At 73.8% G+C, this 12021-nt stretch carries 9 protein-coding genes; 2 read left to right on the plus strand and 7 right to left on the minus strand.

The genetic code is table 11. The features are described 5' to 3' along the window. Positions 1-53 precede the first annotated feature (53 nt). The 5 genes from ACFWUY_RS35435 to ACFWUY_RS35455 form a co-directional block, all read right to left on the minus strand. Positions 54-1253, minus strand: a complete 1200-nt coding sequence (locus ACFWUY_RS35435; protein ID WP_384119607.1) for a glycine C-acetyltransferase — start codon at positions 1251-1253, stop codon at positions 54-56. 3 nt (positions 1254-1256) lie between these two features. Next, positions 1257-2291 (minus strand): L-threonine 3-dehydrogenase, encoded by a 1035-nt coding sequence (gene tdh, locus ACFWUY_RS35440; RefSeq protein WP_384119610.1) that lies wholly within the window; start codon positions 2289-2291, stop codon positions 1257-1259. Between the two features lie 208 nt (positions 2292-2499). Then, on the minus strand, positions 2500-4095 hold the full coding sequence (locus ACFWUY_RS35445) for a phytoene desaturase family protein (protein WP_384119613.1): 1596 nt from the start codon (positions 4093-4095) through the stop codon (positions 2500-2502). Positions 4096-4300: 205 nt separating this feature from the next. Then, positions 4301-6550 carry a tetratricopeptide repeat protein gene (locus ACFWUY_RS35450; RefSeq protein WP_384119619.1) on the minus strand — a complete coding sequence of 750 codons (2250 nt, stop codon included), beginning with the start codon at positions 6548-6550 and terminating at the stop codon, positions 4301-4303. 26 nt (positions 6551-6576) lie between these two features. Beyond that, positions 6577-7446, minus strand: coding sequence for an oxygenase MpaB family protein (locus ACFWUY_RS35455; RefSeq protein ID WP_384119623.1), 870 nt, complete (start codon positions 7444-7446; stop codon positions 6577-6579). A 230-nt stretch (positions 7447-7676) separates the two neighbouring features. Between ACFWUY_RS35455 and ACFWUY_RS35460 the strand changes: the two genes are divergently transcribed. Continuing rightward, positions 7677-9023, plus strand: coding sequence for a nicotinate phosphoribosyltransferase (locus ACFWUY_RS35460; protein ID WP_384119629.1), 1347 nt, complete (start codon positions 7677-7679; stop codon positions 9021-9023). Next, positions 9020-9916 (plus strand): potassium channel family protein, encoded by an 897-nt coding sequence (locus ACFWUY_RS35465; RefSeq protein ID WP_384119634.1) that lies wholly within the window; start codon positions 9020-9022, stop codon positions 9914-9916. Before ACFWUY_RS35460 ends, ACFWUY_RS35465 begins: the two co-directional genes overlap by 4 nt. 93 nt (positions 9917-10009) lie before the next feature. On the opposite strand, the gene ACFWUY_RS35470 is transcribed toward ACFWUY_RS35465, so the two are convergent. Both ACFWUY_RS35470 and fabG read right to left on the minus strand, forming a co-directional pair. Next, positions 10010-11071, minus strand: a complete 1062-nt coding sequence (locus ACFWUY_RS35470; RefSeq protein WP_384119636.1) for an LLM class F420-dependent oxidoreductase — start codon at positions 11069-11071, stop codon at positions 10010-10012. A gap of 56 nt (positions 11072-11127) precedes the next feature. After that, entirely contained in the window at positions 11128-11874 is a 747-nt protein-coding gene (gene fabG / locus ACFWUY_RS35475) for a 3-oxoacyl-ACP reductase FabG (protein ID WP_384119639.1), read from the minus strand. Positions 11875-12021: the final 147 nt, after the last annotated feature.

Raw genomic sequence — 12021 nt, forward strand, 5'->3', positions numbered from 1 at the left:
GCCGCGGAACCGGCTCCGCCTCAACCGCCCAGGCCGCGGGACCGGCCCCCGTTTCAGCCGCGCAGGGCGGCGCGGGCCTCGACGAACGCGTCGACGGCGCGGTTCACGTCGTCCGTGGAGTGGGCGGCGGAGAGCTGCACTCGGATCCGGGCCTGGCCCTGCGGCACGACCGGGTACGAGAAGCCGATCACGTACACACCGCGCTCCAGGAGCAGCTCGGCCATGCGGCCCGCCTCGGACGCGTCGCCGATCATGACGGGGGCGATGGCGTGGTCGCCGGGGAGGATGTCGAAGCCCTCCGCCGTCATCCGGGTCCGGAAGAGCTCCGTGTTGGCGCGCAGCCGGTCACGGAGGTCGCCGGCGGACTCCAGGAGGTCGAGGACCTTGAGGGAGGCGGCGGCGATCACCGGGGCGAGGGTGTTCGAGAAGAGGTACGGGCGGGAGCGCTGGCGCAGCAGGGCGACGATCTCGGCGCGGGCGGCGACGTAGCCGCCGGAGGCGCCGCCGAGGGCCTTGCCGAGGGTGCCGGTGATGATGTCGACGCGGTCCATGACGCCGTGCAGCTCGGGGGTGCCTCGGCCGCCGGGGCCGACGAAGCCGACGGCGTGCGAGTCGTCGACCATCACCATGGCGTCGTGGCGCTCGGCCAGGTCGCAGATCTCGTCGAGCGGGGCGACGTACCCGTCCATGGAGAAGACGCCGTCGGTGACGATGAGCTTGCGCCGGGCGCCGCCCTCCGTGGCCTCCTTGAGCTGCTGCTCCAGGTCGGCCATGTCGCGGTTGGCGTAGCGGAAGCGGCGGGCCTTGGAGAGGCGGATGCCGTCGATGATCGAGGCGTGGTTGAGGGCGTCGGAGATGACGGCGTCCTCGGGGCCGAGGATCGTCTCGAAGACACCGCCGTTGGCGTCGAAGCAGGAGGAGTAGAGGATCGTGTCCTCCTGGCCGAGGAAGGAGGACAGGCGGGCCTCCAGCTCCTTGTGCACCTCCTGCGTGCCGCAGATGAAGCGGACGGAGGCCATGCCGTAGCCCCAGCGGTCGAGCGCCTCGTGGGCGGCGGCGATCACCTCGGGGTGGTCGGCGAGGCCCAGGTAGTTGTTGGCGCAGAAGTTGAGGACCTCGCCGGGGCGGCCTCCCGCGGTGACGGCGACGGTGGCCGACTGGGGGGTGCCGATCACGCGCTCGGGCTTGTGGAGCCCGGCCTGCCGGATCTCGTCGAGGGTGGCGCGGATGTCGTCGCGTACGGAATCGAACATGGGTCAGGCTCCCGCAGTCCAGTCGAGGATGATCTTGCCGCTCTTGCCGGAGGCCGCGTCGTCGAAGGCGGCCTCGAAGTCGGTGTACGCGTAACGCCCGGTGATCACGGGGGCGAGGTCGAGACCGCCCTCCAGGAGCACCGACATCGCGTACCAGGTCTCGAACATCTCGCGGCCGTAGATGCCCTTGACCGTGATCATGGAGGTGACGATCTTCGCCCAGTCGACGGCGAAGTCCTCGCTGGGCAGGCCCAGCATGGCGATCCTGCCGCCGTTGGTCATGTTGGCGACCATGTCGCGCATCGCGTGCGCGTTGCCGGACATCTCCAGGCCGACGTCGAAGCCCTCCTTGAGTCCGAGGGTGCGCTGGCCGTCGGCGATGGTCTGCTCCGCGACGTTCAGGGCGAGGGTGACGCCCGTCTTGCGCGCCAGGGCGAGGCGCTCCTCGCTGACGTCGGTGATCATGACGTTGCGGGCACCGGCGTGCTTGGCGACGGCGGCGGCCATGATGCCGATCGGGCCCGCGCCGGTGACGAGGACGTCCTCGCCGACGAGCGGGAAGGAGAGCGCCGTGTGCACGGCGTTGCCGAACGGGTCGAAGATCGCGGCGACGTCGAGGTCGACGGCGACGCGGTGCACCCACACGTTGGAGGCGGGCAGCGCCACGTATTCGGCGAAGGCGCCGTCGCGGCCGACGCCGAGGCCGACGGTGGCGCGGCAGAGGTGACGGCGCCCCGCCAGACAGTTGCGGCACTTGCCGCAGACGAGGTGGCCCTCGCCGCTGACCAGGTCGCCGACGGCGATGTCGGCGACGTCACGACCGACGGAGACGACCTCGCCGACGAACTCGTGGCCGATGGTCAGCGGCGTGGCGATCGTCTTCTGCGCCCAGCCGTCCCAGGAGCGGATGTGCAGGTCGGTCCCGCAGATACCGGTCCGCTTGACCTTGATCAGTACGTCTCCGGGGCCGGTCTCCGGCTCGGGCACGTCCGTGAGCCAGAGTCCCGGCTCCGCCTTCAGCTTGACCAGCGCCTTCAATGCAACGGCTCCCGACGTGCGTGTCCTGTGATGTGGGGGTGCGGGCGCGACTGTGCGCCCAAGATCCCTGGAAGAGAATCTTCCGTACGGAGCGCTCGCGGTCCATCGAGGATTTCTTAAGCGCGCTCGCAGATCAGCTTCACACCACAGGCGGGGGCGGGGCACGGTCGACACGGCCGAACGGAGAGACGGCGTGGAAGGCCCGTCGTCACCGGCCGAGGGCCGCCATCGCCGCGTTGTGGCCGGGGATGCCGCTCACTCCCCCGCCCCGGACGGCGCCGGCTCCGCACAGCAGCACGTTGGCGTGCCGGGTCCCGACACCCCAGCGGCCCCCGCCCTCCGCCCTGTCCTTCGCGTCCTCCCCGTCCTCCGCGTACGGGAAGGAGAGGTCGCGGTGGAAGATGTGGCCGCCGGGCAGGCGCAGTTCGCGTTCGAGGTCGAGCGGGGTCTTCGCCTCGACGCAGGGACGGCCGTCGGCGTCGAGGGCGAGGCAGTCGGCGATCGGCTCGGCCAGGTGGGCGTCGAGCTGGTCGAGGGTCGCCGCGAGGAGCGCGGCCCTGGCGCCGTCGTTGTCCTCGGTGAACAGCCGGGCGGGGGTGTGGAGCCCGAAGAGGGTGAGGGTCTGGTGGCCGGTGGCGGCGAGTTCGCGGCCGAGGATCGTCGGGTCGGTCAGGGAGTGGCAGTAGATCTCGGAGGGCGGGGCTGAGAGCAGCCGTCCGGCGGCCGCCTCCGCGTGGGCGGTGGCCAGCTGCCCGTACCCCTCGGCGATGTGGAAGGTGCCGGCGAAGGCCTCGTGCGGGTCGACGGAGCGGTCGCGGAGCTTCGGCAGCCTGGTGAGCAGCATGTTGACCTTGAGCTGGGCGCCTTCCGGGGCGGGCGGGGGCGTCTCGCCGAGGAGGACGGCGAGGTCGCGGGGCGAGGCGTTGACCAGGACCTGGCCCGCCTCGACCGTGCCCTCGCCGTCCGCGGTGCGGTAGGTGAGCGCGGCGCGGCTCCCGTCGGTCTCGATCCGGGTGACCTCGTGGCCGGTGAGGATGTCGGCGCCGGCGGCGCGGGCCGCGTCGGCGAGGGCGTCGGTGAGGGCGCCCATGCCGCCGACGGGCACGTCCCAGTCCCCGGTGCCGCCACCGATGACGTAGTAGAGGAAGCAGCGGTTCTGGAGGAGCGTCGGGTCGTGGGCGTCGGCGAAGGTGCCGATGAGGGCGTCGGTGAGGACGACACCGCGGACGAGGTCGTCGGCGAACTCCCGCTCGACGGTGACGCCGAGGGGCTCCTCGAAGAGCATCCGCCAGGTGTCGGCGTCGTCGATCCGGGCCCGGAGCGCGGCTCGGGTCGGAAGGGGCTCGGTGAGGGTGGGGAAGACGCGGCGGGCGGCCCGGCCGGTGCGGGCGTAGAAGGCCTGCCAGGCCTCGTACTCGCGGTCGGACCCGGTGAGCGCGGCGAAGGAGGCGCGGGTGCGGTCGGGGCCGCCGCCGACGAGGAGGCCCCCGTCGCCCTTCGGGGTGTACGAGGAGACGGACCGCTTCCGCACGGCGAACCGCAGTCCGAGCTCGCGCACGATCTTCTCGGGGAGGAGCGAGACGAGGTACGAGTACCGGGAGAGCCGCGCGTCGACCCCGGCGAAGGGCCGGGTGGACACGGCGGCGCCGCCGGTGGAACCGAGCCGCTCCAGGACGAGGACGGAACGCCCGGCACGGGCCAGGTAGGCGGCGGCGACCAGACCGTTGTGGCCGCCTCCGACGACGACGGCGTCGTAGGAACGGGAGGCGGCCGGGACGCCGGCCGGCGGCGCGGGAAGGTTCATGGCTCATGCTCACACGAGGGCGACGGGTGAGGAAGAGCGCCGGTGACCGGGGGGCGGGGTGACGGAGGGCCGCGGGCGGCGCTATGGCTGGGCGGCGGAGTGACCGGGCGGCCGCGGGGCAGCGCTATGACGGGGTGGCGGCGCGGCCGTGTGTCGGGGTGGCGGAGTTGTCGGGGGTCGTCGTGGCTCAGGGGGACGGCGGGGCTCAGGGGGACGGCGGGGTGGCCGCTCTCAGGAGCAGTGCGGCCGCTTCGGCGTGTCGGCCCAGGCGCTCCAGGCAGTGCGCCTCGTCTTCGAGGGCGGCGAGGGTGTCCGGGTGCGCGGGGCCGAGGAGGCGGGTGCGGGCGGCGGCGACGGCGCGGTGCGCTTCGAGTGCCTCTTCCCAGCGGCCGAGGCGGCCTAGGGCGACGGCGGTCTCCCGGCTGCTGAGGAGGGTGTCCGGATGGTCCGGTCCCAGCACCCGCTCCCGGCCCGCGTGGACGCTCCGGGACTCGGCGAGCGCCTCCTGCCAGCGGCCGAGCCGGCCGAGGTTGACGGCGAGGACGTGGCGGGCGCGCAGGGTGTCGGGACCGTCGGCGCCCTGGGCCCGGGTACGGGCGGCCACGAGGTCGCGGCAGACCTCCAGGGCGTCGGCGGCCTGGCCGAGCCGGCCGAGGCAGACCCCGGTCTCGTAGCGGGCGGCGAGGGTGTCCGGGTGCTCGGCGCCGAGGGTGGCGGCGCGCGCGTCGGCGACGGCGCGGTACTGGGCGAGCGCCTCCTCGCCCCGGCCGAGCTTCCCGAGGGTGTGCGCCACCTCGTGCCGGGTCACGAGGGTGTCGGGGTGGTCCGCGCCGAGCAGCCGGGCCCGCGCCTCCGCGACCTCGTGCGCCGTACGGTACGACTCCTCGAGGCGGCCGAGGCGGCCGAGGGTGAACGCCAGGTTGTGCCGGCAGCGCAGGGTGTCGGGGTGGTCGGGGCCCACGGTGCGCTCGCGTGCGGCGAGGACGGCGACGTACGCCTCGTACGCCTCGGGGTGCCGGCCGAGGCGCCCGAGCGCGTACGCCCGCTCCTGCCGGGCCGCCAGGGTGTCGGGGTGGTCCGCGCCGAGGACACGGGCGCGGATCGCGGCGACCCGCTCGAAGACACGCAGGGCGTCGGCGGGGCGGTCGAGCCGGGCGAGGGCGAAGCCGACCTCGTAGTGGCTGGCCAGGGTGTCGGGGTGGTCCGCGCCGAGGGCCGCCGCGCGGTGCTCGGCGACGGACCGGTGCACGGACTCCGCCTCGCCCCAGCGGCCGAGCCTGCCGAGGCCCATGCCGGCCCGGTGCCGCCCGGCGAGCACGGCGATCAGCTCCGCGGAGGGAGCGACCCGCGCGGCCGCGGAGGCGTCGGGGACGGGGGCGCCCGGGACCCGGGCGTCGGGGGCCGGGCCGTCCGGGGCGGGGCTCGCGGTGGTCCACTCGGTGGTCAGTACGGCCGCGGCCGGGTCGTGGGCGACGGGGCGCGGCCCGGCACCGGGGTCGGCCGGCCGGTGCCCCCCGGTGATGCCCCGGATCCACGCGGGCGCGGGGGCCGGGGCGGCCGGCGGCGTGGGCACGGGAACCGGAGCGGTCACGGCGAGGGACGGCCCGACGCGTCCCGACATGATCCGGCGGCGCAGGTCGCCCGCGTCGGCGGGCCGCTCCTCGGGCACCTTGGCGAGCAGGTCGAGGACGATCCGGTCGAAGTAGTCGGGCAGTTCGGCGCGGTGCGCGCGCGGTGGACGCGGCTCCGTGTCCCGGTGGCCGATGAGGATCGCCCAGGAGTCGCCGAGGTCGAACGGCGGGGTGCCGGTGGCCAGTTCGTACAGTACGCACCCCAGCGAGTAGAGGTCGCTGCGGTGGTCGATCTCGCCGCCGCCGATCTGCTCGGGGGACATGTAGTGGGGCGTGCCCATGGCGATGCCGGTGCTGGTGAGGCGGGAGGTGAAGCCCATGTCGGCGCCGAGGCGCGCTATTCCGAAGTCGCAGATCTTCACCGTCCCGTCGCGCAGCCGCATGATGTTCGCGGGCTTCAGGTCGCGGTGCACGATCCCGTGGCCGTGGGTGTACGCGAGGGCGTCGGCGACCTGGTCGGCGATCTCGACGACGTCCTGGACGGGCAGCGGGTGCTGGGCGTTGGCGGCGAGGAGCTGGCTGAGGTTGCGCCCCTCCAGGAGCTCCATGACGAGGAAGAGCACACCGTCGTACTCGCCGAAGTCGTGCACGACGGTGATGCCCCGGTGCTGGAGCGCGGCGGCCACCCGGGCCTCGCGCCGGAACCGCTCGCGGACGATGGTGAGGACCTGGGGGTCCTGCTGCGGTCCGAGCGGTTTGAGGCACTTCACGGCGACCCCGCGCCCGAGCGCCTCGTCGGTGGCGCGCCACACCTCGCCCATACCGCCGCGGCCGATGACCTCGTGCAGGCGGTACCGGCCCTGGATCAGTCTGGATTCCCCCATCGTGTGCTGCCGCCCCCGTCGATTTCCTACGCCTTCCCCGGCGTCTCCAGTATGGACGCCGGTTCGGACAGTGGGTACGGGGCGGGGTACGTGTAGGGATCGGGTCGCGTCCGCGGGCCGAGCCGGTCCGTCGCGCGGACGATGTGCCGGGGCGGGAGCCTCCAGCGCAGGTGGGCGGGGACACAGCGGAGGAGGTTGGCCGTGGCGACGAGCCGGTGGGTGACGGTCTCCGGCGGCGGGGCGGGGCGGCCGTAGAGCGCGTGGGCGTAGGGGGGCAGAGTGTCGTACGCGAGCGCGGTGACGCGCCGCCAGATCGCTTCGCGCGCCGGTACGAGAGCGGGTTTCACCGGCGGCCTGCGGAGGAAGTCCTCGACGGTGCGGGCGTCCGGCCCGGCGGTGAGCCGGGGGCGTACGGCGTCGAAGTAGGCGGCGAGTTCGGCGGTGGACCGTGGCGCGCGGGCCGGGTCGAGTCCGACGAGGCGGGCCGAGGTGCGGTGCTCGTCGACGTAGCGGTCGGCCAGGGCGCCGGTGAGCGGGAGGCCGGAGCGCCGCGCGACCGAGAGGTACGAGTCGGTCTCGGCGCAGTGCACCCAGAGGAGCAGTTCGGGGTCGTCCACGCCGAGCAGCCGGTGGATCCGGCGCACCCGGGCACCGGCCGCCTCCGCGGCCTCGGTCGTCCCGTAGCTCAGGGTCCCGACGAAGTCGGCGGTCCGCATGAGCCGGCCCCAGGGGTCCGTCCGGAATCCGCTGTTGATCATCACTCCGCGCACGGCGACGGGGTGCAGCGCCTGGAGCCAGAGGGCGCGGACACCCGCGAGCCACATGACCGGGTCGCTGTGCAGGTGCCAGGTCACGGAACGGGGACCGAAGAGCCCGGGATCGGCATCCTGCGTCATGGCCCTCAGGCTACGCCCGAACGGGCCCGGTGGAACCGGGGGGGAACCGGGGAATCGGGACCGGGGAACCCGAGACCCCGGGGACCGGGGTGCCTCGGACCGGTGCGCGTACGCAGGCGTGGTCGGACACCCGGCGTACGTGCGCCCCGGCCGGGCGCATGCCGGGCCCGTGGGGCGACCGGTCCGCCCGCCCCCGTGCGGGGCAGCGGCCGAGCGTGCATGCTCGAAGCATGTCCGAGGTGACCACCACTGATCTGTACGAGGTCACGATGGCGCTCTCGTACCTGCGGGAGGACATGCGGGCACCCGCCACGTTCAGCCTCTTCGTCCGCGACCTCCCTCCGGGCCGGGGATTCCTCGTCGCCGCCGGCCTGGAACCGGCCCTCGACCTCCTCTCCCGCTTCCGGGTGGGCCGCTCCGACGTCCAGGAGTTCGCGGAGGCCCTGCGGCGGCCCGTCGAGGACCTCGAACCGCTGCACGGCCTGTCCTTCGACGGACGGGTCAGGGCGGTCCCCGAGGGACGTGTCGTCCTCGCCGGCGAACCGCTCCTGGAGGTCACCGCTCCCCTGCCGCAGGCCCAGCTCGTGGAGACGTACCTGCTGTCCCTCGTCTGCCATCAGACGGTGATCGCCTCGAAGGCGGCCCGGTGCGTGCTCGCCGCCGGCGGACGTCCGCTCGTGGACTTCTCGCTGCGCAGGAGCCACGGCCCCGAGGCGGGTCTGCGGACGGCCCGGCTGTGCGCCCTGGTCGGCTTCGCGGGGACCAGCAACGTGGCCGCCGCGCACCGGTACGGGATCTCCGCCGCCGGCACGATGGCCCACTCGTACGTCGAGGCGTTCGCCTCCGAGGAGCAGGCGTTCCGGGCCTTCGCCCGCACCCACCCGGGCCCCGTCACCCTCCTCGTCGACACCTACGACACCGACCACGGCGTCGCCGTCGCCGCGCGCGTCCTCGCGGACCTGGGGCTCGGGCCGGGGTGCGCGATCCGGCTCGACAGCGGCGACCTGGGCGCCCTTGCCCGGCGTGCCCGTACGGCCCTGGACGCGGCGGGGCTGGGAGCCGTGCGGATCATCGCGAGCGGCGGCCTGGACGAGTACGGCATCGACCGGCTCGTGCGGGAGGGGGCGCCGATCGACGCGTACGCCGTGGGGACGAAGCTCTGCACGGCGGCCGACGCCCCGTACCTGGACGCGGCGTACAAGCTGGTCGAGTACGACGGCCGGCCCGTCATGAAGCTCTCCCCCGCCAAGGCGACGGCGCCGGGCCCGAAGCAGGTCTTCCGCGGCCCCGGCACGCGGGACGTCATCGGCCTGGCGAACGAGGAACCGCCCGAGGGCACGGAACCGTTACTGCGGACCGTGATGCGCGGAGGGCTCCGGGTGGAACCGCCCGACACCCCGGCGGCCGCCCGCGCCCGCTTCGAGGCCGACCTCGCCGCGCTGCCGGAGGAGGCACGGCGCGTCGAGGACCCGGTGCCGCCCGTACCCGCCGTGTCGACCCGGCTGACGGTCCTGACCACCGTCGTCCGCCACCGCGTCGAGACACGGACGGGCGCCGGACGGACGGCGCCGGGATGACATGGCTCGCGGTGCCCGCGGGGGCCGTCCTGGTCCTGGTCATCCTGCGGGACGTCTTCCACACGCTCTGGCATCCGACCCGTCACGGCGGACTGAGCCGCCTGGTGATGCGGAGCGTGTGGCGGCTGTCGAGCCACCGCGGGACGCGGTGGCGTCCCGCCGGACTCGCGGGGCCGATCGGCATGATGACGGTCGTCGCCGTCTGGACGGTGACCGTGGCCGTCGGATGGGCCCTCGTCTACTGGCCCCACATGCCCGACGGCTTCACGTACGCCACGGAGCTCACCCCCGCCGAGCACGCGGGGCCGATCGACGCGCTGTACGTCTCCCTGGTCACCCTGGCCACGCTCGGCCTGGGAGACATCGCACCGACCTCGGGCCCGCTGCGCGTGCTCGCCCCCCTGGAGGCCCTGGCGGGCTTCATCCTGCTGTCGGCCACGGTGGCCTGGATCCTCGGCGTCTACCCGGCCCTCGCCCGCCGCAGGGCGCTCGCCCTGCGGCTGTCCCACGTGCGCCGCAGCCGGGCCACCGCGCGGGCGCTCGACTCCGCCGGCGGGGCGGCGCTGCTCGACGGCCTCGCCTCGGCCCTCTCCACGATCACCGTCGACTTCCTGCAGTACGCCGAGTCGTACTACTTCTTCGACGGGGACGAGAACACCTCCCTGCCCGTACAGCTCGGTCACACCGCGGGCCTGGCGGAGGAGGCGGCGAGGGCACGTCATCCCGACGTCCGGCTCTCCGCCTCGGTGCTGCGCACGGCCCTGGAGGACCTCGCCACCGTGCTCGACGAACGCTTCGTCCATTCGGGAGGAAGCCCTCAGGCCGTCTTCACGGCCTACGCCCATGACCACGGACGCTCCCCGGTCGAGCCGGCGGCGGCCGGAAGGGACTGACGCGGTCCCGCCGACACCGCCGGCGCACCCCTGGACCCGTCCCTCGGACCGCGGACGTCACGGACGTCGCGGTGAGGACGTCGCGGCCGGGCTTCAGTCGCCCACTCCGGCCCTGTCCATGGCCTCCGCCAGGGTGCGCAGGGTCGCGATGCCCTGTTCGACGTGTTCCGGGAAGACCATGGCCGAGAGAGTGGTGACTCCGGCTTCGGCGTACGCCCGCAGCCGGTCCGCGATGCGGTCGGTGGAACCCAGCAGGGCGGTGCGGTCGAGGAATTCCCGCGGCACGGCCTCGGTGGCCGCACGCAACTTCCCGTCCAGGTAGAGCTTCTGCACCTGTTCGGCCTCGTCGGGGAAGCCGGTGCGGGCCATGAGCCGGTTGTAGAAGTTGTGCCGGCGCGAACCCATCCCGCCCACGTAGTGGGCGGTGAACGCGCGCACCCGGTCGGCGCAGTCGGCGAGGCTGTCGCCGGTCGCGACCGGCACCGCCGCCACCACGTCGAATTCCCGCAGATCCGCCCCCCTGCGCTCCCGTCCGGTGCGCAGTTCCGCCAGGGACTCCTGCCCGAACTCGGGCTGGAAGAAGACGGAGAGCCAGCCGTCCGCGATCTCGCCCGCCAGACGCGTGTTGGCCGGGCCGACGGCCGCGAGGTAGACCGGTACGTGCTTGCGCCGAGGGCGCATGCCCAGCTGGACGGCCTTGCCGGGGCCGTCCGGGAGCGGCAGGCGGTAGTGCTCTCCGTCGTAGGCGACGGTCTTGCGCCGCAGGGCCATCCTGACGACGTCGACGTACTCGCGGGTGCGTGCCAGCGGCTTTTCGAACCGGGCGCCGTGCCAGCCCTCGGCGACCTGCGGCCCGGACACTCCGAGCCCGAGGCGGAAGCGGCCTTCGGAGAGCAGGTCGAGGGTGGCGGCGGTCATCGCCGTCATCGCGGGGGTGCGGGCGGGGATCTGCATCGCCGCCGTGCCCAGATCGATGCGCGAGGTCTGCGCGGCGAGCCAGCCGAGCAGCGAGACCGCGTCCGAGCTGAACGCTTCGGCGGTCCAGGCCACCGAGAAGCCCAGGCGCTCGGCCTCGCGAACGTACTGGGCGGACTCCCGCGGCCGGGCTCCGGCGCCCAGGGGGCCGAGGTAGCGGAGATTGAGTCCGAGCCTCATCGGTCCAGGTGTCCTTCCTGCGTGGTCGAAGAGCGGTGGATCGGGGAAGGGCGCGCTCAGATCACCAGGCCGCCGTCCACGCCCAGGACCTGGCCGGAGATGTAGCGGGCGCGGTCGGAGACGAGGAAGGAGACCAGGTCGGCGACGTCGTCGGGGGTGCCGAAGCGGCCGAGCGGAACGCCGTCGAGGATGTCCTTCCTGACCGCCTCGGTCAGGCCGGCGGTCATGTCGGTCTCGATGAGGCCGGGCGCCACGGCATTGGCGCGTACGCCGTACTTTCCGCACTCCTTGGCCAGGGACTTGGTGAAGCCGATGATCCCCGCCTTGGAAGCCGCGTAGTTGGTCTGTGTGGCGTTGCCGTGGATCCCGGCTATGGACGAGAGCGTCACCACACAGCCGGTGCGGCGCTTCATGAACGAGAAGATGACCGAGCGGCACATGTTGTAGGTGCCGTCGAGGTTGGTCGCCATGACATCGCCCCAGTCCTCGCCGGTCATCCTCACCAGGGGGTTGTCACGTACCACTCCCGCGGAGGTCACCACGGCGTCGATCGGGCCGAGCTGGCTCTCCGCGGCGTCGGTGAACGCCCGGACCTCCTCCAGGGACGCGACGTCGACGCGGTGGGGGACGACGCGGGCTCCGGTCTCGGCAGCCGACCTGACGACCTCGTCGGCCGCGTCCGCGTCCGACCGGTAGCAGAACGCGACGTCGAATCCGTCGTGGGCCAGCCGGGACACGACGGCGCGGCCGATGCCGCGGGAACCGCCCGAGACGAGCGCCACCGGTCGCTGGGTGTCTGGCATGTCCTTCTCCTGCTCCTGGAAAGCCGTGTCGAGCGGGGGCTGTGAGGGCGCGGCCGGGGGGGTGGGCGGCCCCCCCCCCGGGGCCCCGCCCCCCCCGGGGGGCCGCGGGGGGCGCCCCGGCTCGTCTCCTCGTACCCCGAGCAGGAC

It is taken from the genome of Streptomyces sp. NPDC058664 (assembly GCF_042716635.1).
Lineage (GTDB): Bacteria > Actinomycetota > Actinomycetes > Streptomycetales > Streptomycetaceae > Streptomyces.

Bases quoted from the DNA above. Each gene is read 5' to 3' on its own strand.
- ACFWUY_RS35435 (WP_384119607.1), bottom strand. From the start codon at position 1,253: ATGTTCGATTCCGTACGCGACGACATCCGCGCCACCCTCGACGAGATC.
- ACFWUY_RS35445 (WP_384119613.1), bottom strand. From the start codon at position 4,095: ATGAACCTTCCCGCGCCGCCGGCCGGCGTCCCGGCCGCCTCCCGTTCC.
- ACFWUY_RS35450 (WP_384119619.1), bottom strand. From the start codon at position 6,550: ATGGGGGAATCCAGACTGATCCAGGGCCGGTACCGCCTGCACGAGGTC.
- ACFWUY_RS35455 (WP_384119623.1), bottom strand. From the start codon at position 7,446: ATGACGCAGGATGCCGATCCCGGGCTCTTCGGTCCCCGTTCCGTGACC.
- ACFWUY_RS35460 (WP_384119629.1), top strand. From the start codon at position 7,677: ATGTCCGAGGTGACCACCACTGATCTGTACGAGGTCACGATGGCGCTC.
- ACFWUY_RS35465 (WP_384119634.1), top strand. From the start codon at position 9,020: ATGACATGGCTCGCGGTGCCCGCGGGGGCCGTCCTGGTCCTGGTCATC.
- ACFWUY_RS35470 (WP_384119636.1), bottom strand. From the start codon at position 11,071: ATGAGGCTCGGACTCAATCTCCGCTACCTCGGCCCCCTGGGCGCCGGA.
- fabG (WP_384119639.1), bottom strand. From the start codon at position 11,874: ATGCCAGACACCCAGCGACCGGTGGCGCTCGTCTCGGGCGGTTCCCGC.